Annotated in this window: 24 protein-coding genes and 1 pseudogene; 16 read left to right on the forward strand and 9 right to left on the reverse strand. The window is 33.3% G+C overall.

The window, feature by feature from the left end:
• Positions 1-11: 11 nt before the first annotated feature.
• Positions 12-554: a ribosome maturation factor RimM gene (gene rimM / locus OXQ85_RS00950; protein ID WP_267401785.1), complete on the forward strand. Its 543-nt coding sequence runs from the start codon at positions 12-14 to the stop codon at positions 552-554.
• 77 nt (positions 555-631) lie between these two features.
• On the opposite strand, the gene OXQ85_RS00955 is transcribed toward rimM, so the two are convergent.
• The 3 genes from OXQ85_RS00955 to OXQ85_RS00965 all read right to left on the reverse strand — a co-directional run bounded on the left by OXQ85_RS00955 (position 632) and on the right by OXQ85_RS00965 (position 4,149).
• Positions 632-2,275, reverse strand: a complete 1,644-nt coding sequence (locus OXQ85_RS00955) for a serine hydrolase (RefSeq protein ID WP_267401786.1) — start codon at positions 2,273-2,275, stop codon at positions 632-634.
• A gap of 127 nt (positions 2,276-2,402) precedes the next feature.
• The gene (locus OXQ85_RS00960; RefSeq protein ID WP_267401787.1) at positions 2,403-3,203 is read right to left on the reverse strand and encodes an AraC family transcriptional regulator; all 801 of its coding nucleotides are present in this window, start codon (positions 3,201-3,203) and stop codon (positions 2,403-2,405) included.
• 1 nt (position 3,204) lies between these two features.
• The gene (locus OXQ85_RS00965) at positions 3,205-4,149 is read right to left on the reverse strand and encodes an XRE family transcriptional regulator (RefSeq protein WP_267401788.1); all 945 of its coding nucleotides are present in this window, start codon (positions 4,147-4,149) and stop codon (positions 3,205-3,207) included.
• Between the two features lie 89 nt (positions 4,150-4,238).
• Between OXQ85_RS00965 and OXQ85_RS00970 the strand changes: the two genes are divergently transcribed.
• The 7 genes from OXQ85_RS00970 (at position 4,239) to rpoN (ending at position 9,784) form a co-directional block, all read left to right on the forward strand.
• Positions 4,239-4,805, forward strand: a complete 567-nt coding sequence (locus OXQ85_RS00970) for a hypothetical protein (protein WP_267401789.1) — start codon at positions 4,239-4,241, stop codon at positions 4,803-4,805.
• A gap of 27 nt (positions 4,806-4,832) precedes the next feature.
• On the forward strand, positions 4,833-5,432 hold the full coding sequence (locus tag OXQ85_RS00975; protein WP_267401790.1) for a CDP-alcohol phosphatidyltransferase family protein: 600 nt from the start codon (positions 4,833-4,835) through the stop codon (positions 5,430-5,432).
• A gap of 56 nt (positions 5,433-5,488) precedes the next feature.
• Positions 5,489-6,031: a hypothetical protein gene (locus tag OXQ85_RS00980; protein WP_267401791.1), complete on the forward strand. Its 543-nt coding sequence runs from the start codon at positions 5,489-5,491 to the stop codon at positions 6,029-6,031.
• 106 nt (positions 6,032-6,137) lie between these two features.
• Positions 6,138-7,586, forward strand: a complete 1,449-nt coding sequence (asnS, locus tag OXQ85_RS00985; RefSeq protein ID WP_267401792.1) for an asparagine--tRNA ligase — start codon at positions 6,138-6,140, stop codon at positions 7,584-7,586.
• Positions 7,587-7,667: 81 nt separating this feature from the next.
• Positions 7,668-7,883: a DUF2683 family protein gene (locus OXQ85_RS00990; RefSeq protein ID WP_267401793.1), complete on the forward strand. Its 216-nt coding sequence runs from the start codon at positions 7,668-7,670 to the stop codon at positions 7,881-7,883.
• A 52-nt stretch (positions 7,884-7,935) separates the two neighbouring features.
• Positions 7,936-8,163 carry a type II toxin-antitoxin system RelE/ParE family toxin gene (locus OXQ85_RS20660; protein WP_346659701.1) on the forward strand — a complete coding sequence of 76 codons (228 nt, stop codon included), beginning with the start codon at positions 7,936-7,938 and terminating at the stop codon, positions 8,161-8,163.
• A gap of 157 nt (positions 8,164-8,320) precedes the next feature.
• Positions 8,321-9,784: an RNA polymerase factor sigma-54 gene (rpoN, locus tag OXQ85_RS00995; RefSeq protein ID WP_267401795.1), complete on the forward strand. Its 1,464-nt coding sequence runs from the start codon at positions 8,321-8,323 to the stop codon at positions 9,782-9,784.
• 112 nt (positions 9,785-9,896) lie between these two features.
• Here the strand turns inward: rpoN and OXQ85_RS01000 are convergent.
• Positions 9,897-11,097: pseudogene (locus OXQ85_RS01000) on the reverse strand (IS256 family transposase).
• A gap of 228 nt (positions 11,098-11,325) precedes the next feature.
• A complete protein-coding gene (locus OXQ85_RS01005) occupies positions 11,326-11,775 on the reverse strand; it encodes a hypothetical protein (RefSeq protein ID WP_267401796.1) in 450 nt (149 codons plus the stop codon).
• Positions 11,776-11,846: 71 nt separating this feature from the next.
• Between OXQ85_RS01005 and OXQ85_RS01010 the strand changes: the two genes are divergently transcribed.
• Complete coding sequence (locus OXQ85_RS01010) at positions 11,847-12,194, forward strand: DUF805 domain-containing protein (RefSeq protein WP_267401797.1); 348 nt, start codon at positions 11,847-11,849, stop codon at positions 12,192-12,194.
• A gap of 182 nt (positions 12,195-12,376) precedes the next feature.
• Here OXQ85_RS01010 and OXQ85_RS01015 read toward each other — a convergent pair whose 3' ends face one another.
• Positions 12,377-12,910 (reverse strand): SRPBCC family protein, encoded by a 534-nt coding sequence (locus tag OXQ85_RS01015; RefSeq protein ID WP_267401799.1) that lies wholly within the window; start codon positions 12,908-12,910, stop codon positions 12,377-12,379.
• A gap of 249 nt (positions 12,911-13,159) precedes the next feature.
• On the opposite strand from OXQ85_RS01015, the gene OXQ85_RS01020 reads away from it, so the two are divergent.
• From OXQ85_RS01020 to OXQ85_RS01050, 7 genes are all read left to right on the forward strand, one after another.
• Positions 13,160-15,217 (forward strand): M3 family metallopeptidase, encoded by a 2,058-nt coding sequence (locus tag OXQ85_RS01020; RefSeq protein ID WP_267401801.1) that lies wholly within the window; start codon positions 13,160-13,162, stop codon positions 15,215-15,217.
• A 62-nt stretch (positions 15,218-15,279) separates the two neighbouring features.
• The gene (locus tag OXQ85_RS01025; RefSeq protein WP_267401803.1) at positions 15,280-15,723 is read left to right on the forward strand and encodes a hypothetical protein; all 444 of its coding nucleotides are present in this window, start codon (positions 15,280-15,282) and stop codon (positions 15,721-15,723) included.
• Between the two features lie 289 nt (positions 15,724-16,012).
• Entirely contained in the window at positions 16,013-16,435 is a 423-nt protein-coding gene (locus OXQ85_RS01030; RefSeq protein WP_267401804.1) for a GNAT family N-acetyltransferase, read from the forward strand.
• A 38-nt stretch (positions 16,436-16,473) separates the two neighbouring features.
• Positions 16,474-16,857, forward strand: a complete 384-nt coding sequence (locus tag OXQ85_RS01035) for a hypothetical protein (RefSeq protein ID WP_267401805.1) — start codon at positions 16,474-16,476, stop codon at positions 16,855-16,857.
• Between the two features lie 18 nt (positions 16,858-16,875).
• On the forward strand, positions 16,876-17,076 hold the full coding sequence (locus OXQ85_RS01040) for a YqaE/Pmp3 family membrane protein (protein ID WP_267401806.1): 201 nt from the start codon (positions 16,876-16,878) through the stop codon (positions 17,074-17,076).
• Between the two features lie 81 nt (positions 17,077-17,157).
• Positions 17,158-18,240: a serine hydrolase domain-containing protein gene (locus tag OXQ85_RS01045; RefSeq protein WP_267401807.1), complete on the forward strand. Its 1,083-nt coding sequence runs from the start codon at positions 17,158-17,160 to the stop codon at positions 18,238-18,240.
• Between the two features lie 331 nt (positions 18,241-18,571).
• Positions 18,572-19,531, forward strand: coding sequence for a helix-turn-helix domain-containing GNAT family N-acetyltransferase (locus tag OXQ85_RS01050; protein WP_267401808.1), 960 nt, complete (start codon positions 18,572-18,574; stop codon positions 19,529-19,531).
• Between the two features lie 306 nt (positions 19,532-19,837).
• Here the strand turns inward: OXQ85_RS01050 and OXQ85_RS01055 are convergent, their stop codons facing one another.
• The 3 genes from OXQ85_RS01055 to OXQ85_RS01065 form a co-directional block, all read right to left on the reverse strand.
• Entirely contained in the window at positions 19,838-21,691 is a 1,854-nt protein-coding gene (locus OXQ85_RS01055; protein WP_267401809.1) for an alkaline phosphatase family protein, read from the reverse strand.
• A gap of 241 nt (positions 21,692-21,932) precedes the next feature.
• Entirely contained in the window at positions 21,933-22,604 is a 672-nt protein-coding gene (locus OXQ85_RS01060) for an HAD-IA family hydrolase (RefSeq protein ID WP_267401810.1), read from the reverse strand.
• A gap of 8 nt (positions 22,605-22,612) precedes the next feature.
• The gene (locus OXQ85_RS01065) at positions 22,613-23,767 is read right to left on the reverse strand and encodes a TIGR03364 family FAD-dependent oxidoreductase (protein ID WP_267401812.1); all 1,155 of its coding nucleotides are present in this window, start codon (positions 23,765-23,767) and stop codon (positions 22,613-22,615) included.

The raw sequence follows: 23,767 nt of genomic DNA on the forward strand, positions 1-23,767 counted from the left end.
GACAAACCTGTATGCGTAAAGAAGATTGCTATTTATTAGGAAAAATCACACGCAGACATGGACTTGCGGGAAATGTTATCCTTAAATTGGATACCGATCAACCCGAGCTTTACAATAAACTGGAATCAATATTCGTTGAAATCAACGGATTATTGGTTCCTTTTTTTATTGCTAAATCAGCCTGGAGCAAATTAGACGCTCTGAATATTGCCTTTAAAAATTCTTCGGAAGCATTAGTAGATCAGTCTTTGGGTAAAAATGTGTATTTACCATTGACTTCTCTTCCAAAACTAACAGGCAAACAATTTTATTACCACGAAATTATCGGATTTGAAATTTTGGATGAAAATGATAACAACTGTGGTGTCATCCGATCGGTAAATGATCAGACGGCGCAAGTTTATTTCATTACAAATTTAGATGGAAAAGAAGTGGTAATTCCTATGATCAAAGACTGGATTATTGAAGTGGATCGTGAAGAAAGAACGATCAAAATGCAACTTCCTGAAGGTCTTATTGATGTTTTTCTAGTTCCTTCTAAGAAAGACGAATAATTTTCTTTAAAAAGGTTAGAAGAAAAATTCACTTTTGACCATTTACTTATTCACAATTTTTAATTGCTCATTACTTATTATTCATAAACCGCGGGTAATAAATATTCCTGTACTATTTTATCAACCTGAGAATGTGCATAAGGCTTATTATATGCTTTTGCCGTAATGACGATCACTAAAGGAATTTCTTTGAAAATAATGATCTTATTTCCACCGTTTCCGCTGGATTGATAAGATTCAAATTCTTTGTTTCCGACTTTATACACTTTTCTCCAGAATAAATATCCGTAACCTTCAAAGTCTTTGTTATCAGCAAAATAATTGGTAAATGATTTTTTGATCCAGTTTTTATCTAAAATTTGATTTCCATCCCAAGTTCCATTGTTTTTGTAAAGTTGTCCGAATTTTGCGAAATCCAATGCTTTCATTCTTAATCCTCCTGCCAAAGATGGTTTTTCCTGAGGGGTAAATTGCCATTGGTAATTCTTTATTCCAAGAGGTTGAAATAGTTTTTTATCTGCATAATCTTTCAATCCGGTCGGAACAGATTTATCTAAAATATCACCTGTCAAAACCACTCCGGCGGTGAAATAATTCCACTTTTTTCCCATTTTATTTTCTGTCATGGGTAGATCTAAAGTAAATTTGATCCAATTGTCGGTTGGGTACATATTTTCTTCGTTTCCGGGAGATTCATAATCTTCATCATTTCCATTAAAGGCAGAACTCATCGTCAATAAACTTTTAATGGTTACGCTGTCTTTTTTAGAAGAATAATTCTTGAATTTCTTTACATCATAAAAATCTTTCAGACTTTGATTTTCACTTTTAATATATCCATCTTTTATGGCGATTCCCATGAATGCGGATGCAAAAGATTTTCCAACAGAACGTGTATCATTCAAGCTATCTCTTTTATAGCCGTTAAAATATTCTTCCAATAACAGTTTTTCATTTTTAATCACAACAATTCCTGTAATATCACGAAACCTATTTTCTGCTATTTTTTGATTTAAAAGTCTGATTTTTTCCTGATTGAATTTGTCTTCAGAAACTTTCCAGCCATTGTTTGGTTTTATTTTCTGAATAGCAACCTGGTCTTCGGAAACATTCTTTTTCGGAATATTTAATTGAATTTCTCCTTGCGCGATTGTTTTTCCAACTTTCAAGGTTGAAGTTTTTAAATACGGTTTAATTTCAATTTTTAATAAATGATTTCCTGTTTCCAACGCATCAATTCCGCCATTGGCAAAGTAGAATCTCATCCACAGATATTTTCCCCAAGAATCTTCATTTTTTGAACTGAGAAAAGGAATTCTGAAACTTGTTTTAAATTTTTTCTGATCCGTAGTTCCTGCTCCTGGATTTAAGTTTTCTGAATAAATTAATTTTTCGTCAACAAAGAAATTGAATTGATAATTTCCTTTTTTTAACGATTCTTCAACAGATAAAGAAGGATCAAGCTGATGTAAATAATTAACCAGAGAATTATCCATAAAAATCCGAACATCAAAGTCTTTATCTTCCTGAAATGTTATTGATTTTAGAAAATCAGTTTCCTTCATATTTTCAAAAGAAACAACTTTGTCTGAAAAAACAATCGTATTCAAATGATTTTTCTGAAACTGATTTTCGATTTTCTCAGGCTCAACAATATTTTGAATTTGTCCAAAAGACAAACTGGAAGCAAGAATCAGAACAAATAAGAAGATGTTTTTCATGGCAAATTTTATCTCAACAAAAATATAAATCAGTTTTTAGAAAAAATAGAATGAAATTAACATTTGAACTTTCTTTGTATTATAGTTGTTGCTAACAAAGTTGCTATTTTAAAATTATGGATGAAAGTTATTTCAAAATCTGCCGATATTTCAAAGGTGTAATCCCCATATTTTCCTTAAAACAACGAATAAAATGACTTTGATCTGAAAATCCACAATCCAAAGCAACTTCCGATAAAGATTCAAAATCATTTAAAACTTTCAACGATTTTTCTAATTTTAACTTTCTCAAATATTCTCCCAAATTACAATGAAAATATTTCTGAAAATCCCTGCTTAAATGAATAGGATGAATATTCAAAGTCTTAGAAAGTTCATGTAAACTCAACTTTTCTGCGAAACTTTCATGAAGAATTTCATCAATTTGCTTTACCCAAATCGGTTTCTTTTCTAAATCTTTTTTATGATTGGATAATTGATCAAATAGATGAAGTAAAAGTTGATGAACAGACAGATTAAAAGAATTATTATTCAGTTTTGTTTCCTTAAAAATCTTATACATTAATAATTTGACTGCAGGATTTTTAATATTAAAACTTCCTTCAACCTGATTTTTTGAAAGTTGAAATTTTTCAAACCATTCTTCTGTAATATTAATGTGAAAACCTCGTGTAAAAATGTCAGGTTTTATATTGTAATGCGCATCTTCCCAATGATGATAAAGTAGCGTTCCCGCCGAACAATCGTAGATTTCCTTTTTATTCCCTTCCTTCATATTTCCCTGTAATAGAAAGGTGAAATATGGGTTTTCATGATAATGCCAATCCACAAAATCATGCGTATATTCTGTATCCGTAATAGTTAATCCATCGAAATTGAGGATTTCGTTGGTTTGTCCGAAAAATTCACCATTACGAAGATTTTTCATATTAAAGTTTTTGATTTAAATTTTCTATTTGCTGATACATTTTATTGAAAAATATTTTTCTGTCTCGATTTCCGGAGGTGTTTAGTGATTTTGAATTTTTGATTTGATGCTCAAAATAATTCAAGGTTTCAAGGCAAGTTTTAGCATCATTAATTAAAATATAACCAAACATATTTGTAGGCAATGCAAAAAGCGACTGTTGCGGATGATGAAAAAAGATGTCGTTGGAAAGGTGCATCAATTCATTTTCATACAAATGAAACTTCGGATTATTTTCTGTCTTTTGCTCAATATATTCTATTAAATCTTTCAATTCACTTAAAATAATTTCAGCTTCATTTTTCTTTAAAAGTCCTGTTTCATAATAAAATAAAATTTGCTGCAGAATGCTTGAAACAGTCATGTCGTTCCATAATTCAACCACATTTTGAGCTTCGTATGTTTTTCTTAATTTTTGAGTATCGGTTTCTAATTGAGGTGGCGAAAATTCTAGAAAAGGAACAAAAACCTGTTTAGCATTCAATAAATTCATCCAGACATAAATTTTAAAACGAGAAAGTAAAGTATCCGAAAGTGTATAAAAAAACGGAATATCTTTCGCGGAATAATAAATGGTCATTTCATCAGAAAGCGGAAGGTTTTCAAAAACACTGAGATTATTCTGGAAAAAAGACTGCAAATCTTCTGTCTGGGTTACCGCAGACGTTTTTCTGACTAAAATCTGATGATCTGAAGTCATCAACTGATCCAAAGAAATCTGATAATATGTTGCCAGTTCCAAAGCTTCTTCAAAACTGAATTTTGCTTTCAGGGAAGTTCTTCTGTGTGCCGCATCATAGCTTATATTGAGAATATTCGCAATCTCGTCATTCAGCGATTTGTTACCAATTTTTTTTCGAATTTTTTTAAGCAAATGTTCCTGCTGCATTGTTTTTGTGATTTTCACAAATTTAAACATTTATTTTAATTTTTTTTCGCATTCGGATTTGTGCTTTTCGCAAATAATTTTGAAGTGTAATTTTAAAATAATGAACTATGAAAAAGTATGTTATGTTTTCAATATTTGTTTTAATGCTTAATTCGTGTGCTACTTTCAGCAGGAAAATGATTAAAAATGATTTATCAATAATTACCAAAGAAGGTGTTTCGTTGATTGATGGAGAATATGAATTTAAAGGATATGAGCATATTAATGCAGGAAATCAAAGATCTGATAAAACGAGAGATTTTGCAGGAATGATGGATCTGAAAAATTCTAAAATTGTTGATTGCGATAAAGTTGTAATCAAGTCAAAAGCATTAAATAAAAAGAAAAAGTATGAATTAGAGTTTAAACTATTGAAGAATGACTCCGTAAAATATTCCTTTACATATAATGGAACGCTTAAAAACGGATTGCTTACACTAAGCAATTACACCTCAAAATGCCACGGAATTCCTTTTTTATTGGGTGGATGTCAAAGCTTCCAAAGCAGAATTGGTCTTACAGATCAGAAAAATCTTTTGATCCAGGATTATTATGATAACAGTGGTGCGGCTTTGTTTATAATGTGGGCAGGTTATACTATTAATTATGTTGAAAAGTATAAAAGAATTCAATAATGATTATTCCCAAAAAAATATAAAACCATGAAAACAATACCTTATATATTAATCGCCACACGATTTATCTTGGCTCCGATTATTTTATCATTAGCTTATTTTAAAGGGGAAGAATCCCGATTTTTAATTTTAGGATTAATGTATTTCGGACTATTAACAGATATTTTTGATGGAATTATCGCCCGAAAAGTCGGCGCTTCTTCTGAAAAATTAAGAAGATTAGATAGCCAAACCGATTTGATATTTTGGCTTTCATTGGGATTTGCCGCTTACTTTTTAAACCCGGAATTAATTAAAAACGAATGGCCAGGAATTGTTTTAATCTTCGTTATGGAAGCTCTTTGCTACATTATAAGCATATGGAAATTCGGTAAGGAAACCTCTACACATGCCTTTTTATCAAAAATGTGGGGATTGAGTTTGCTGATTACTTTTACCTATTTAATTGGATTTCAACAGACAAATTGGGCTTTTTATCTCACCATTGTATTAGGATTGATCGCTCATATTGATGTTATTTTAATTATTCTGATTCTTCCGAAATGGCAATATGATGTCCCAAGTTCTTATCATGCGTGGAAAATCAGGAGGGGAAAACAGCGTAAGAAAAATTTATTTTTTAATTGATTAAATCTGTTATTTGTGATATATTAGCTCTATCTAAATTTAAAAAATATTTAATCATGAAGAGAATTCAAATTTTAAACTATTTCGCAGTTTTATTATTTCTTTTAAGCTGTAGTGGAAGCAGTGATGAAATGCAATCTGAAAATCAATCTGCATTATCTAAAAAAAGTAAAACTTTAAGCAAATCAACCTCCGAAGAATTACCAATAGTTTATGCAGTTGTTTTTCCTTACGAAAATTGTGTAAATGGTTCCAGATACAAGTATTATGCTACTGCTACAGATGTTGTGCCATACGATAGGCATGTTTATTCGATAGCGAAAAGAGGGGATGCAACAATAATTTTACCCGTGAGAATTATTCCGGCAAATCAAAATGTTTCTCCTGCTATTGGTATATTTGTTAATGATCAAACCAAAGTAGGTGACATCTCAATACAGGCTCAGCATGTTTTTAAAAATAATATAGCTACAGATGTATCTAGTGAATTTGATAGACCTTTCTTGGATTTTAATATTAATAATTGTGTAAGTGAAGATTATTCATCGAATTGTAATTCTGATGTAAATAATAATAGTATACCAGATTGTTTGGAATAATTATTATTTATATTAAATCATATTAAAAGACAGCGCCATAATCAAGTTGCGCTGTTTTTTTGTAACTTTGCACTCATTAATTTTTATAGAAAATTTTAATCAACAAATGAAAAAGCAGACCATTAAGGAAATCCTACAGGATTACAAGAAAGTATTACATCATGACATTACGGTTTACGGTTGGGTAAGAACGTTCCGTGCAAATCGCTTCATAGCGCTTAATGATGGTTCTACGATTAATAATTTGCAAATAGTTGTTGATTTCGAAAATTTCGACGAAGAGATTATTAATAAAATCAGCACAGCGTCTTCTTTGAAGATTGTGGGTGAAGTTGTAGAAAGCCAAGGAGCCGGACAAGCCGTTGAAATCGTAGCTAAAAAAATTACAGTTTTAGGAGATAATTTTACAGAAGATCGAGATAAAACGATTCTTCAGCCTAAAAAACACTCTTTGGAAACATTGAGAGATCAAGCGCATTTAAGATTCAGAACCAATTTATTTGGAGCAGTTTTCAGAGTGCGTCATGCAGTGAGTTTTGCGGTGCATTCTTTCTTCAACCAAAACCAGTTTTTTTACATCAACACACCTGTCATCACGGGAGCAGATGCGGAAGGAGCTGGAGAAATGTTTGGAGTAACGAACTTCGATTTAAACAATATTCCGAGAGGAGAAGACGGTGAGATTGATTTTGCTCAGGATTTCTTCGGTAAAAAGACCAACTTAACGGTTTCCGGACAGTTGGAAGGAGAAACTGCAGCAATGGGATTGGGAAGAATTTATACTTTCGGACCTACTTTCCGTGCAGAAAACTCTAACACAACACGTCACTTGGCGGAATTCTGGATGATTGAGCCGGAAGTTGCTTTTAACAATTTGGAAGATAATATCGACCTTGCGGAAGATTTCTTAAAATATGTGATTCAATATGTTTTGGATAACTGTAAAGATGATTTGGAATTTTTAGACAAACGTTTTGAAGAAGAGCAAAAATCGAAGCCTGAAAAAGACAGAGCTAAAGAAGGTTTGATTGAAAAGCTGAAAAATGTTGTTGCTAAACGTTTCATGAGAGTTTCTTATACAGAAGCGATTGAGATTTTATTGAACTCTAAAGAGAATAAAAAAGGGAAATTCCAGTATCCGGTTGAAAATTGGGGAACCGATCTTCAGTCTGAACACGAAAGATATCTGGTTGAAAAACATTTCGAAAGTCCGGTAGTTTTATTTGATTATCCAAAAGAAATCAAAGCATTCTACATGAAACTGAACGACGACAACAAAACTGTTGCTGCAATGGATGTACTTTTCCCTGGAATCGGTGAAATTATCGGTGGTTCTGAAAGAGAAGCAAGATTGGATGTTCTAAAACAGAAAATGGAAGATATGCATGTTGATGAACACGAACTTTGGTGGTATTTAGATACCAGAAAATTCGGTTCTGTGCCGCATGCAGGGTTTGGTTTAGGATTGGAAAGATTAGTTCTTTTCGTAACGGGTATGACGAACATCAGAGACGTGATTCCTTTCCCAAGAACTCCGAAAAACGCAGAGTTTTAAAAAACTTTAAGTATATTATACAAATCCTTCTCATTCAATTGGGAAGGATTTTTTTTATTAACTTTACCTAAAATTATGCAAATGAGTACCATTACAATACATACGGAAAACGAAAATCAGATTAATTTATTAAAAGCTCCTTTGAAAGAGTTAAAAATTAATTTTGAAATCAATAAAGAGGAAGAACTGACCGAATGGCAGAGAAGGCAGCTGAAAGAAGGAATTGCTCAAGCCGATAATGGTGATTTTGTAACAAATGAGGAAGCTAAGAAAATTCTGGATCAATGTTTCAAGTAAAATGGGCTAAAAAGCATTACATTCTTTTGCTGACACTTTAAAATACTGGAATATTCATAATTCTTCTGAAAAGTATTCAAGAAAGTTAAGAATTGAATTAGAGAAAAAAGAGAGATTACTTTCCCAAAATCCTTACATTGGTTCGCAATCAGAAATAGAAGGAGTAAAGTTTGTCTTGATTGATAAAAATTTTTCACTTTATTATAGAATTAATGATAAAGCTATTGAAGTTCTTGCATTTTGGGATAATCGAAGAAATCCTGAGAACTTAAATTTATAGTACAAAAAAGCCTTTAAAAATCAATTAAAGGCTTTTTTTGTTTATTTAAATAGTTTATTATACTATAAGTATAGCAAAAATCGTGCTAAAAATTATTTTATATCAAAAAAATGACTAAATTCGTAGAATATGTTATGTTAAAACACAAAATAGTAATATGCTAAAACAACATTTACAACTTAAGTTAGGACAGAAATTAGCTCCCCAGCAAATTCAGCTGATGAAGTTGATTCAGCTTCATACGTTGGAGTTTGAAGAAGAACTGGAGAGAGAGCTGGAAGAAAATCCTGCTTTAGAGATAGCAAAAGAAGAATCTAAGGATGATGAATATTCTTCATTGGAAGATTCGTATGAAAGTGAAGGTACAGAAAGCATTGAAACTGATTTTGATGTAGACCAATATCTTTACGACGACGAACCAAGCTATAAAACAGCCTCCAGTAACTATTCTCCGGATGATGAGGAATTCGATAATGAAAGCCTTTTAACTGAAGGGCAGTCATTGTATGATTATCTGATGGAGCAAATTCATTTGGTAAATATTAATTCCGAAGATGTAAAAATCGCTGAATATATTATCGGAAACCTTGATACAGACGGATATTTGAGAAGAGAAATCAAGTCTATCGTAGACGATTTGGCATTCTCCCAAGGAATTTATACCACAAAAGAAAAAGTGGATGATATTCTTGAAAATTACGTCCAAAAGCTGGATCCGCCAGGAGTGGGAGCAAGAGGTTTGCAGGAGTGTCTTCTTTTACAGATCGAAAAGAAGGTAAGTTCTGATAAAGCAGTTTCTTTGGCTGCGAATATTTTAAGACATCAATTTGATGCGCTTACCAATAAGCATTACAATAAGATTATTCAGAAATATGATATTGAAGAAGAAGATCTTAAAGATGCTTTAGATGAAATTTCAAAGCTTTCTCCAAAAGTTGGTGGGAATTTTGATACACAGACGATTACCATTAATCAGGAAATTATTCCGGATTTTGTCATTCAGGTGAAAGATGGGCAAGTAATTCCTATGTTAAATAGCAAAAATGCTCCAACTTTAAGAGTTTCTGAAGAATACAAGGATATTTTAACGACTTATTCTCACGATAAAAACTCTTCTGAGCACAAACAGGCTGCCTTATTTATTAAGCAAAAACTGGATGCGGCAAAATGGTATATTGATGCCATCAATCAACGTCAGAACACTTTATTGCAGACAATTACGGCAATTGTAAAATTTCAGAAACAATATTTCATCACAGGTGACGAAAAATCTTTGAAACCAATGATTCTGAAAGATGTTGCGGATATTACAGGTTTTGATATTTCGACGATTTCTCGGGTTGTGAAAAGTAAATATGCCGACACCCCTAATGGAATTGTTTATCTGAAAGATCTATTCTCAGATAGTTTGACGAATGACGACGGAGAGGAAGTTTCAACCAAGGAAATTAAGACTCACCTGCAAGAAGTTATCAGCAAAGAAAATAAGAGAAAACCTCTTACCGACGATGCTCTTGTAGTGATTTTAAAAGAACAGGGATACAATATTGCAAGAAGAACGATTGCTAAATATCGTGAGCAATTAAATATTCCGGTGGCGAGATTAAGAAAAGAATTATAAAATGCAGAAAAGCATTTCAAATTGAACTGCTTTTTTATTGTTTGTAAGTTGAGGAATGTCTATTAGACACTATCCCACGAAGTATGTAAGTTAAAAAGTAAGGGCTTGGATTTTATAATCTGAGCCTTTCTTCAAAAATAAGCATAAATTGGTTGAGAACAATACCCCAATTCTGAATAGGCATCGACCGTTTTTTTGTGGCTTCTTTCAAAGCAAGGTAAACAGATTTCAAGACCGCATCATCCGTAGGGAAAGACATTTTGTTTTTAGTGTATTTTCGGATTTTACCGTTGAGATTCTCAATTAAATTGGTGGTATAAATGATTTTACGGATCTCTAAAGGAAATTCAAAAAATACGGTTAATTCATCCCAATTATCCCTCCAGGATTTGATGGCATAGGAATATTTGGATTCCCATTTTTCTGCAAAATCCCTCAAAGCAGCTTCTGCGGCCTGCTTGGTAGGAGCGGTATAAATAAGCTTCATATCTGCAGAGAACTCTTTTCTATCCTTCCAAACCACATATTTACAGGCATTTCTGATTTGGTGAACCACACAGATTTGGGTTTGAGATTGTGGGAAAACTGAGCGAATGGTTTGGGTAAATCCATTCAGATTATCCGTTGCCGTAATGAGGATGTCTTCTACACCACGAGCTTTAAGATCCGTTAAAACTCCCATCCAGAAGCTCGAGCTTTCATTCTTACCGAGCCACATTCCAAGAACTTCTTTCCTTCCTTCACGATTTAATCCTACTGCCAAATAGATGGTCTTATTAATAACCTTGGAGTTTTCACGAACCTTGAATACGATTCCGTCCATCCATACAATTAAATACAAATCTTCCAAGGGGCGGTTTTGCCAGCTAATCACTTCGGAGGCAACGGTATTGGTAATCCTGGAGATGGCAGAAGAAGATATTTCAAAATCGTACAGCTCTTTAATCTGCTCTTCGATATCGCTCACACTCATTCCTTTGGCATAGAATGAGATGATAATATTCTCCAGACCTTCGATGATGTTATGCCTTTTGGGTACTAGTACAGGTTCAAAACTGCTTGCTCTGTCTCTGGGAACTTTGATTTCACTCTCTCCAAAAGAGGATTTTATTTTCTTGGTGCCATGCCTGTTGCGATAGTTCCCTTCTCTGGTTTTTTCATGTTTTTCATTGTCCAGATGAGCATCAAGTTCTGCCTCCAGCATATGTTCAACAGCACGTTTGTGCATCTGTTTGAAGAAAGAGGTTAAATCTTCCGTTTTTAAAGGATTTATAGAAATCCTTGTTGTTTAATAATTCTTCTTTGTCGATCATAACTATATAGGTTAAAAATAATAAAAAGTGAGTTCCGAAAATTATTTCTGAGCTTTTGAGCCCTCAAAAATTTTTCAGAATAACTTTTCAACTTACACAGTTAGTGAAACACTACCCTATTAATTTAACAAGAGAAAAATCTTAACGGATAATTCTTTGAATTTTCGCCACCCGTTCATGAAAAGGAAATTTTTAGAGCATTTTATCTGCAAACTAATTCCTAAATAACTATAAAACCTCAACAATTTTCTGATGAATCTTATTTAATGTAAACTCATCGCCTGGTTTCATGCCCATCATCTTTTTAGCCATCGGACTTTCGGAAGAAATAGCATAAAAACGGTCACCTTCAAAAAAGAATTCGCCCAACGAAACTGAGATATAAAAACGGGCTTTATTGGTAATTACCAAAGAACCCAACTGAACTCTTTCGGTAGAATTATTTAAAACTTTTGCCATATTTCTCCTCAAATCATGCAGCGCAGCGAGCTGTCTTTGCATTTGGTAAATTTCCTCCTGCATTTCTTCTCGCATACTGTCATATTTCGGAGTTTTTTTGATGTCGCGACTTGCCTCCAAGGTAAACTCGATAAAGTTTTTTAGCTTTTCGATCTTTTCTGCAATCACGTTTTTTACATAACTTCTTATGTCATTTTTCTCAAATACAATCTTCTCCATACATCGAATCTTTATATAAAGATAATATTTTTTAAATAATATTTATATTTGCAGAAACACAAACAATTAAAATGATGAAATCCAATCTATTTTCCTTTCATGGAAGAATAAAACGTTCAGAATATATCGTTTCTATAATGCTCAATCTATGTTTTGGAATTCCTTTACAAATCGTCTACGGAATGACAGACAATCTTGCAGTACACATTATTTTATTCCTATTAAGGCTTATACTATTACTTTTTATGCTTGCTCAGGGTGCAAAAAGATGTCACGATTTGGGAAATAGCGGCTGGTTTCAGCTCATCCCGTTTTACCCTATTTGGATGATGATTGCGGATAGTGATTATGGTTCGAATGAATACGGACCAAACCCTAAAGGCAATGGTGGCTATGGTTCATTCAACGATAAAAGATAGTAAAACGTAAATATTCTTATCCTCAATATAGATTATTATTAATACTTTGACATCATACTCTTTGGTAAAGAATATTCATTATGTACTTGTGTGCATTGCAATCATCATCACCATTGCTATTGTAATAAAATAATGTTGATTTTAAATAGAAAAGCCCTGTGAATTTCACTAGGCTTCCGTTTTTATTTTTCTGAAAGTTTTTTAAGATTATCAAGACCTTCGCCGTAAGATTTTCCCATCTGGTAATCCATCATTGGTCGCATGAGTTTCATCCAAGTTTCCTGTTCGGTATCCATACTCCAAGTTACTTTTGTGGAACTCCCTTCTGTGGTTAAAATAATTTCTGAAGTTGCCTGTCCTTCGAAAGGTCTCATAAAAGTCATTTCTGTTTTTTGCTTTTCATTTGCAACCAATTCTTTGATTTCTTGGCAGCCAGCTCCGGCATCATCATTTTTACTGTCCCAGCAATACTTATCGCCTACTTGACCAGGATTTCCGGTGTAGTCAATTTTCATTGCAGGATCGAGTTTCATCCACGGGTTCCATTCGTTAAAAGCTTTCATTGAGCCTACTTGTTGCCACACTTTTTCTTTCGGAGCATTAATCACAATCGATTTTTCATAATGATAAGTTTTACCGAAAGCCAGCATTGCCACAATACCATATACAATAATGAAGAAAAGAATTATCCCGATGATTTTTAAGAATGTTTTCATAGTTTAAATATTTAGGGTTTATTTTAATTTTAAAAGCTAATCAACTTTGTCAAAGTTTAAATCTTTGACAAAGTTCTTTACAACCTATTGTCAAAATTAGCCATTCCCCCAACATTCCAACTTCGCATATGACAAGATTATTAAAGATAAACAATTTTGTCACAACTTTTCAGTCGGGCATTATTTTTGCGCCATCACCTCACGAATCAACTATGATTCCTTACATTTACAATAATTAAAAAACGAAAAATGAATATTTTAACAGAAAATTTTAATACACCATATCATTCCGCGCCGTTCACTTCTATTAAAAATGAAGATTATCTTCCCGCTTTTCAAGAATTAATTAAAAAATCAGAGGAAGAGATCGACGCAATTGTCAACAATTCTGAAGAACCAACTTTTGAAAATGTGATTGAAGCTTTGGCATATTCCGGAGAGCAGCTTGATAAGGTTTCTAATATATTTTTCAATTTAAATTCTGCTGAAACGAGCGATGAATTACAACAAATTGCTCAGGAAGTTTCGCCGATTTTAACGGAATATTCTTCAAAAATTTCTCAAAACGAAGCACTTTTCAATAAAATTAAAAAAGTTTACGACGAAAAAGAAAAATACAACCTGAACGAAGAACAGCAAATGCTTTTGAATGAAACTTACAAAGGTTTTGTAAGAAGCGGTGCATTATTAAATGAAGAAGACAAAGAAAAATTGAAGAAAATCAGTATGGATTTATCTTTAAAGTCACTTCAATTCGGACAAAACGTGTTGGCTTCAACGAATAATTATTTTAAACATATCACCAATAAAGAAGATTTGGCAGGAATTCCGGAAGCGATTTTGGAACAATATGCCGAAGAAGCAAAAGAAAGAAATCTGGAAGGCTGGGTTGTGACTTTACAATATCCAAGCTATATTCCGTTTATGACGTATGCTGAAAACCGTGAATTGAGAAAAGAAATTGCATTGGCAAACGGTAAAAAATCTTTCGATGGCGGTGAATTTGATAATCAAAACTTAATTAAAGAGCTTTTAAATTTAAAGCAACAAAAAGCAGAATTATTAGGTTACACGAATTACGCAGATTACGTTTTGGAAGAGAGAATGGCAAAATCTCCAACGAAAGTGATCGACTTTTTGAATGAACTTTTAATTAAAGCAAAACCTTACGCTAATAAAGAAATCGAAGAATTAAAATCTTTAGCAAAAGCCGACGGAATCGAGGAAATACAAGCTTACGATCATGCTTTTTATACAGAAAAACTCCGTAAAGCAAAATATGATTTGAATGATGAGGAATTAAAACCTTATTTTCCATTAGAGCAAGTTCAGGAAGCTGTTTTCGGATTATCAAACAAACTTTTCGGATTGACTTTTGAGGAAAGAAATGACATTCCAAAATACCACGAAGACGTAAAAGTTTACAAAGTTTTTGAGGCAGGAAGCGGGAAGTCGGAAGATGGAAGTAACAATCCTGAAAAAACTTTCAAAGCTTTACTTTATGTAGATTATTTTCCGAGAAAAGGTAAGAGAGCCGGAGCCTGGATGACGAGCTATAAAAGCCAGTATCAAAAGGACGGAGAAAATTCTCGTCCGCATATTTCTATCGTTTGTAATTTCAGCAAGCCGACGAAAGATACACCGAGTTTATTGACGTTTCAGGAAGTGACGACTTTGTTTCATGAATTTGGTCACGCTCTTCACGGAATGTTAGCAAACACGCAATATCCTACCCTTTCTGGAACTTCTGTGAAATGGGATTTTGTGGAATTACCTTCTCAGTTTTTAGAGAATTTCTGCTACGAACCGGAATTCTTAAAAACTTTCGCCCAACATTATAAAACAGGTGAAGTTTTACCGGATGAAAAAATCGAGAAAATCGCTCAGTCGAAAAACTTTATGGAAGGTTATCAGACGTTGAGACAGCTTGGTTTTGGACTGCTGGATATGAATTATCATACTAAAGTTGCAGAGTTGGAGAATAAAAGTGTGAAAGAGTTTGAGGATAACTATACGAAAGCTACGCAATTGTACCCTGCAAATCCTGAAACAGCGATGAGTCCGAGCTTTTCCCATATTTTCCAAGGTGGATATTCTGCAGGATATTATTCTTACAAATGGGCGGAAGTTTTGGATGCAGACGCCTTCCAATATTTCAAGGAAAATGGAATTTTCAATCCTGAAATTGCCACAAAATATAAGGTTCTTCTTTCGTCCGGCGGTACAAAAGATCCGATGGAATTGTATAAGAGTTTCAGAGGAAGTGAGCCGAAAGTGGAGAGTTTGTTGAAGAGAGCGTTTGGATGACAAATAAAACATTGAAACCATTAAGTTTGATCTTAATGGTTTTTAATTTTAATACAAAATCAATGGAAATAATCAGAGATATTGTCTGCCAAGTTTATTATGATGGGAAATCATCTGAAAAAATCTTTGAGCTTTTAAAACTTTATTTACCAAAATACGAACCACTAAATTTGGATTACACTTTCAGAGTTGATAGTGATAAAGGATTTAGCAGCAATCAGGAAATGATTGATTATTTTGTGAATACGGATAATGTTGATACAACGTTTTACTGGAATCAGCTTTCGGACAATCCTAATAATATTTCGTTTGGTGTGAATATTACGGATGACAATAAAACTATATTTAGTTTAACAATTGATGGTACAATTACATTGGCTGAAATTTATTTAAATGATTTAAAACAAAGATTAAATTCTGATATTGGAGTGATTACTTTTGTAGATCCTGCAAATTATGAAAACGGAATTGATTTTAAAACAAAATATCAACAACCTAATTTTTGAAAATGTACTGTAACCTCGTTTTTTAATCTTCAAAACCTTTCTATTCCATGTAACATATTAAAACAGGCGATCCGGGAAATGATTCAAATGGATAATCCGTTGTTTTTTTAGATAAAAGCAAGTATGATTTGAAATTCAGATAATTTGTAAAAATTGTACTTTTAAATTATGAAATACCTTCTCACCGATCAGGAAACCTAAAGACTTCTTTTTCGAAAACTGGAAAATTCCGATTTTGATCATTGGCTTGAATTATTTAAAGATGAACATACCGCCAAAAATGCTCGGAATGGAAAATTTTAAAACGCCAAAAGAATGTTGTGAAAAATGGTTTGAATGGACTTTTCATCGGTATGAAAATAATCTCGGCGGGCAAAATGTACTGATTTCGAAAGAAACTCAGCAATTGATCGGACAATGCGGATTATTGGTACGTGAAGTGGAAAATACATTTGAACTGGAAATTGCTTACTCTATTCTTCCTGAATTTCGAGATCAAGGTTTTGCGATTGAAGCGGCTACAAAATGTAAAGATTTTGCTTTTGAAAACAATCTACACAATCGGTTGGTTTCCATTATTATTCCAGAAAATAAAGATTCAAAAAATATTGCGTTAAAAAACGGAATGACCTTTAAAAAATCAATTGATTATTCCGGAAAAATGATGGATTTATTTCAAATAGATAAACAAGATTGTGAAAATTTGAATTAATTTGTACCTTAATAAAAATCAATCCGGGAATTTAGACGATGAACACGATAACAAAAAGATTAGAAAACATAAAAAAACTCCAAGCCAAAAGGTTGGAAAACGAAGATTATTGGGATGAAATCAATGAACTGATGCTGACAGAATTAAAAGATATTCTGACTATTGAACCACAAAATACTTCTGCTTTAATCAATTTGGGTGCTGTTTTATCTGATTCTGGTGAAAATGAAAATGCTTTGGCGGTTCTAAAAATGGCAGTAGATTTGGGTTCGGAAGATAAAAATCTGTATATCAATCTCGCCATTGTCATGATCGATTTGGGAATGCACACGGAAGAATACCATGAATATTTAGAGATTTCTGAAAATTTTAGTGAAGATCCGCTGACTTTTAAAGCTTATTTTGATCCTCAATCGCATTAAAATAAAAAAACTACAAATATGTTATTAGCCATCTTATTACCCTTTTTATCATTCATCGTTCGCGGAAAAATTTTCACGGGAATTCTTTGTCTTATTTTACAAATTACGTTGATCGGTTGGGCTCCGGCAGCGATTTGGGCAGCATTATCACTGAATAACGAAAGAGCAGAAAAGAGAAACAAACAGTTAATCAGAGCTATGCGCGAAAATAAAAAGTAACATTTTATAACAAATATATACCAATCCTTTAAGAAATTAAAGGATTTTTTATTTCCATCAATCACAATTAAAAACTAAGCTTTGAAAAAATTTACGATACTTTCATCCACTCTACTTTTACTTTCAGCAACTTCCTTTTTTAGTCAAAACTTATCGAAAAAAGCTGAAGCTACCATTGACAGCATTATTTCAACTGAATTTAAAGATAAAAATGCTCCGGGCGGTGCTTTTATGGTAACTCTAAAGGGAAAACCACTTTATAAAAAAGCATTTGGAAAAGCCAATCTCGAACTTGATATTAATATGACTCCGGATAATGTATTTCAAATCGGTTCTATGACCAAGCAATTCACTGCCATTGCTATTTTACAGTTGGAAGAACAAGGCAAACTGAAGGTAACCGATCCAGTTTCAAAATATGTAAAAGATTATCCTAACGGAGATAAAATCACGATTCAGCATCTGTTGACGCATACCTCGGGAATTAAAGATTTTACCAAAATGAAATTGATTTCTACAATTGCTCAAAAAGAAATGAAACCCGAAATGATGGTCGATTTTTTCAAAAACGAGCCTGTAGATTTCCTTCCTGGTGAAAAATTTGATTATAATAATTCAGGATATGTTTTGTTAGGCTATATTATCGAGCTCGTTTCAGGAGATACTTACGAAAATTTTATTCAGAAAAATATTTTCGATAAAGCAGGAATGACACATTCTTATTATGCAACCGACCGCCAAATCATTCCCAAAAGAGCGTATGGTTATCACAAAAAAGAACATGGCTATGTAAATAAAACGATCATTAATTTCAGTATTCCATTTTCGTCCGGCTCCCTAATGTCTACTGTTGACGATATGCTGAAATGGCAAAATGCTTTAAATCAAAATACCTTATTAAGTTCGAAAGAATCTCGGAAAGCCTTTCAAAAATATCAATTAAATTCCGGTGAGGAAATTACTTACGGTTACGGTTGGCATCTTAAAGAGATTAATGGAATTCCAGACAGAGAACACGGCGGAAGCATTTTTGGCTTTAAAAGTATGGCCGTTTATATCCCGAGTAAAGATATTTACGTGATAGGATTTAGTAATTGTGATTGCCACTCTCCTACCGAAATTACGAGAAATATTGCTAAAATAGTTGTAGAAAATTTCAAATAAACATTTAAATTTTAGTGTATTATTTTAACGCAAAGTTTTAATTTAACTGTAAAATATTCAAGTGAGCCAAGGAGCATCAACAAGTTGATTTGATGAAGCGTTTTTTCAAGCTTCGCGGAGCAAATTCATTTGCCTTTGTCTTCTAAAAATCAGTAGAAAGCAATAAAATCTTTGCCTTAAAAAAAAGCATTACATATTTCACAATTTAAAAAAGAAACCAAAACTGTAATATAAATTAAACTTTATTTCCTAAAAATTTAATTGAAAATTTGGTGATAAAAATTAAACTTTTTACATTTGCATAACTAGTTATATAATAAATTATAAAACAATGAATGTTTTTGACAAAACCGGGAAAATGGCTTTAGGAAGCAGAATGAGAGTTTTAACTGCAAAAATGACCGACGATGCGGCTAAAATCTATGAGATGTATAATGTGGAAGGGTTTGTTCCGAAATGGTTTCCGGTCTATTTTTTACTTTCCGAAGAAGGAGAAAAAACGATCACTGAAATTGCTGAAGAAATCGGGCATTCTCAACCTTCCGTGACGAAAATTGTAAAGGAAATGACGAAGGAAGGATTTATTAACGACAGTATTCAGTCGGCGGACAAGCGCAGAAATGTGGTTGCTCTTTCGGAAAAAGGAATGGCGCTTTCAGATAAAATCAAAATCCAGTGTCAGGATATCGACAATGCTGTGGAATTGATGCTGAATGAAGCTTCACACAATCTTTGGGAAGCCATTAAAGAATGGGAACATCTTTTGGAGAAAAAATCTTTGTTTAAAAGGGTTCAGGATCAAAAGAAAACCCGCGAAAGTAAAGAAGTTGAAATTGTGGAATACGAAGAAAAATATCAGCAGGCCTTTAAAGATCTGAATGAAGAATGGATCTCAACTTATTTTGAAATGGAAGAAGCCGATTATAAAGCGCTGGATCATCCAAAGGAATATATTCTTGATAAAGGCGGAAAAATTTTGGTCGCGCTTTATCAAAATGAAACTGTCGGCGTTTGTGCTTTAATTAAAATGAATGATCCCAAATATGATTTTGAAATGGCAAAAATGGCCGTTTCACCAAGGGTTCAGGGGAAAAGTATTGGCTGGCTTTTGGGTCAGGCGATTGTAAAAAAAGCAAAAGAAATGGGTGGCTCGACCTTATATCTCGAAAGTAACACCATTCTAGGCCCCGCGATTAACCTCTATTACAAACTAGGTTTTGAAAAAGTAGCGGGCAATCCTTCACCATACAAACGTGCCAATATTCACATGGTTTTAGATTTAAAAGATTAAAATTTTAATAAAAAGTTTGTTTAAACTAATTTTAAATTTAACCGTAAAAGAAGCAAAAGATCTTATTGAATTTATTTAAAGGAGTTCAAAAGTCTGCAAAGAGAAAAAATCAAAGATTTTTTTAAACTTATGTGATCTTTTTTTATTTAAGTATTAAACTTAAAATAACTAAAGTGTTAATATCTTTTGTTTCTTTTGTGGTAAAAAAAGTTTAAACAAGTAAAAAAAAGATATTAGAACTCGGAAACAAATCCTTGTTCTAATATCAAATCTAAATCTATTAATAATTACCTTTATAAGTAAGTTTTACTTTTTGATGAAAGTTTTGGTTAAAGAATTTTGACTTCCATTGATTTTAATGAAATAAATTCCGTTTAGATAATTTTCGATATTCAGTTTTTCATTATAATTTCCGTTCAAAGAATTCATCTTTTTAGAAGTTAAGATTGAACCTTTTGCATCGATAACTTCAACTTTCAATTCCTTTTCATCTGATTTGTATCGCACATTGATATCGTGAGTGGCAGGGTTTGGAAACAATTCAAAATCATTATTTTTTAATTTCACATCATTCACGCCTAAAACATTTCCTTGACAAACCGGAATTCTGTTGACTCCATCAACTCCCCAAGAAGCCTGCACCGGAATACAAAGCCAGTTCAGCACCGTCGGTAAATGATCCGTTTCTCTTGTTGTTGATAAATAATTAAAGATCTTAAAGTTGCTTGTTGTGGCTAAATCTCTTGTCGGAGAACCTGTAACTGTAGCATTATTTGCATTTACACTTGAATCTACCAGTGTATTTCCGGAAGTTTCATCGCATTTCCAATTTGCCAATAACTGACTGTAATAAGGATGCGAAGACGTAATATCCTGATTTGCCCAGTTCACGATCACATCATTCGGAAGCGCAGATTTCCAAACTCTGATGTCTTTATAAGAAGCCGCCAGATTTTGTCCGTACACATTTGTCCCGTCTTGATTAATCGTTAAAGGAAGCCCGGAATCGATATTTCCAATGGTATTCATTTTAGCAAAAGTCACAGGCACGCCGTCTTCATACATCGTCACAAGCCCGTCTCTGTCGAAGCTTACGGCAATATGTTTCCACTGATTGGTTTCTGCTTTTCCGCCTACCAAATCTATTCTGTTCACTCCGTCTCCAATATTCATTTTAAAAGTCTGCCCAGAATATCCTGAAATCACAAAACCTTTATATTTTCCATTTGCCCAGTTTTTATTGCTGATCATCACCGGATCGCTGGAATAATTGGCATTCGGTTTTACCCATAATTCAATCGTAAAATCCTGAGTGGCTCCAAAATTAAAAGGTGTTTGATTCGCAGGTTTTGCATAAGTACCCGCTGGAAAATTCAATTGATTGAAAGTTTTATTCGATTCAACAATTGTTTTGCTAATCTGCTGAGGGGCAAAATTTGGGTTGGAATATACCGTGAAAATATCTCTTTCAGAAAGACTTCCGCCACCGTGAGAAGTGTCTGTTGCACCGTGATCTGTGGTTAAAACCACCATCCAGTCTTCATTATTGTAAGTCGAACGGTTTTTCATAGCGGCAACAATTTCTCCGATGTAAGCATCTGTGGTTTCAATTGAAGAAACATATTGCGAGGTATTAGAATTGAATCCGTAAGAGTGCCCCGCATGGTCAACATCATCAAAATCAATAAATAAAATATCCGGATTATCACTTTGCAAAGCGCTGACAGCAGCATTTTTTACGCCTAAATCTGTTCCGTAATTTGTTTTTACATCTGCATTCTGAACAATTTCATCATTAATGGGATTCCAATGTGCCAAAGAAATCGTTCTCAAATTTGAATTATACGTTTCCGCTCTCGTCAAGAAATCAGGATAGTTAGCATAATTAGGACTAGTAAAATTATTATCCTGAACATTATGTTTTGTATGCCAAACACCTGTTAACATCGTGCTCCAGCCATTTCCGCTCCAGGTTGTTGCCGCGCAAAGTCCGTCAAGAGAATAAATAGACTGATTGATCAAGCTGTGAATGTTTGGCGTATTGGAAGACATCATCACATCTGCCCTGCAACCATCGATACCGATGAAAAGAACTTTTTTGGTTTGAGCCATTAAAGAACAGCCAACCAGAACAGCCATTGAAAATAGTTTTGTTTTCATAAATAGATTGTTTTTATAAAAGAAAAAGTTTACAAATAGTAATTTTATTTTTAATAATTGTAAAATTAGTTTACTATTTGTAAAATTTCATGAACTGAATATTAATTGATAATTAAATTTTTACAGGGCTACTAAGGATATTCTGTACGAAAGAACTTTGTCAAAGTTTAAAATCTTTGACAAAGTTGGTGAAAGTCTAATAAATAAAGAGAAGCTTACTAAATAACTGAATTTGAAAGAACTAGTTAAATAAAGTTTCAGCTTCAGAAATAGTATTTAAAATATAATCGGGATGTGATTTTTCAAGTTCAGATTGCGTTTGAGCGCCTGATAGAACGGCAATTGTGAGCCCGCAACCCGCATTTTTGCCTTCCTCAATATCAATTACGGAATCGCCTGCTTTTAAAACCAATTCAGGTTGACTAATATTAAACTTTTTCATCGCCAACAAAATCATTTCCGGACTTGGGCGGCTTTCAGAAACGTCATTTGCGGTAATTAAAGCATCAAAATGAACGTTTTCTTTCCATTGTAATTTATCTAAAAGTTGTTGCGCGATTTCGGAAGTATAGCCTGTGTTTAGAACTACTTTTTTATTTTTAGACCTCATATTCAACAGGAAATTTTCAACACCATTGATAGGTTTTACATCTAAATTTTGATAGGCTTCTTTTAATTCATCTGAAAAGTTTTCAAAAATGGCGGGTGCATCGTCTTCATTTCCACCAATTTCTTTTAATAAACTTGTGATAGCTTCCAGTTTTTCCATTCCGGCGCAGACTGATAAAACTTTGTCTAATGTGACATTATAACCATAATCATTTACAGAGCTCATTACTGTTTTGTACACTACATTGTCTTCATCTATCGTAGTTCCGGCCATATCCAGAACCAATAATTCTATATTCTTCATTCTAATTTTTATGCGTAAATTTTGTCTATATTAAATTTTGAAAAGCCACCGCTTCCTGTCATTCCTTTCCCTCCGATTCCTGTGATAATGTGGATATTTGGAGAAGGATTGTACTCGAAAATGTCTTTCGATTTGCATTGAGAATACACGCCAAACCAACGTCTTTGGATCTCATAAGTCGGCAAATCAATAATCTTTTTAGCTTCTTCAATCATGAATTCATCAATATCCATATTTAAATCAAAACCGAGATCATCGGCATTTTTCGCATCGGCATATTCATGAGAATCTCCCAAAATAATCGAACCATCCAAAGCCTGTTTGAATAAAATATGAATCCCAAATTTCTTTTCAAAGGAGTTTTTATCTTCCAATTCTTTAATTTTCTGGAAAGACGGACACTCACCAAACGATTCATATCTTCTGATGGAAAGTCCCGTTAAAATATTTCCCAGCAAAGAATAAATTCCCTGTGGTTTTGTCTGAAGCATTTGCAGTTTGCTTACTTCCAAATCGCTTTCATTGAATACTTTTGGATATAAGGTTTTAAACTCATGACCACCACAAATAATCAGTTTTGAAGCATAAAATTCAGTTCCTTCCGAAGTTACTGCGATACATTTTTGATCGTCTTCATTCGTTTCAACAACCGTTGTATGATAGAAAATCTGCAATCCGAATTTTTCCTGTAAAAGTTGGTGAAGCTTCACAATCATTTTCGCTGAATCCACCGACAATTCCTGAGGAAAAAATAATCCGCCTTTGCAATAATCCGAACGAAGTCCGTCATATTTCTGAACGCATTCATTTTTAGATAAAAGAACCGATTCGTAACTATTATTTTTATTAATTTCAAAAAGTTCCTCAATCAATTGTAATTCTTCATCGTTGGAAGCAATGTACACCGAACCGTTTTTTCTGATCGTTAAATCTGTTTGAGCATGCAATTCGTTATATATTTCCAGACTTTCGCGCCCGAAGTTTTGCCATTTCAGATCCATCCCGGAAGGAACAACCTGTCCGAAATTTCTCACCGTTGCGCCTTGAGGAATAGAATTTCTTTCCAGCAAAGCCACTTTTAGATTTTTCTTCAACGCATGATAAGCATGGAATGTCCCAAGAATTCCGCCTCCCACAACGATTAAATCAAATTTTGTTGTCAT

Origin of the sequence: Chryseobacterium sp. GM_Chr_2 (assembly GCF_026540445.1) — a bacterium.
GTDB lineage: Bacteria > Bacteroidota > Bacteroidia > Flavobacteriales > Weeksellaceae > Chryseobacterium.